1 pseudogene is annotated in these 301 nt (G+C 65.1%); it reads right to left on the bottom strand.

The annotated features are described in order from the left end of the window. Positions 1–215 (bottom strand): annotated as a pseudogene (locus DW298_RS19470) (hypothetical protein); the annotation flags it as partial. Between the last annotated feature and the right edge of the window lie 86 nt (positions 216–301).

Raw genomic sequence — 301 nt, 5'->3', positions numbered from 1 at the left:
TTGTAGCCGCCACCCTCGCGACGCGGAGCTGCGCCGTCACGGTTGTAGCCGCCACCCTCACGACGCGGAGCACCACCATCACGGCTGTACCCGCCACCTTCACGGCGCGGGGCCGAGCCGTCACGGCTGTTCCCAGGGCGTCCGCCAGAAGCGCGATTGCCGCGCGATCCGCTGTCGTCGTTGCGACGCGGACGGCGCTCTTCCTCTTCTGGCATGATGCTCCCTGTTCTTTTCGTGTAAACGCAAAATGGCCACCCATCGATGGGTGGCCATTTTGTCTAAAAGGAGTCCGGCGGTGTCC

The organism is Microbacterium sp. A20, from assembly GCF_004794515.1.
Classification (GTDB): domain Bacteria; phylum Actinomycetota; class Actinomycetes; order Actinomycetales; family Microbacteriaceae; genus Microbacterium.
Note: the sequence above shows the minus strand (reverse complement) of the source record. Positions and strands in the feature narration are given on the sequence as shown.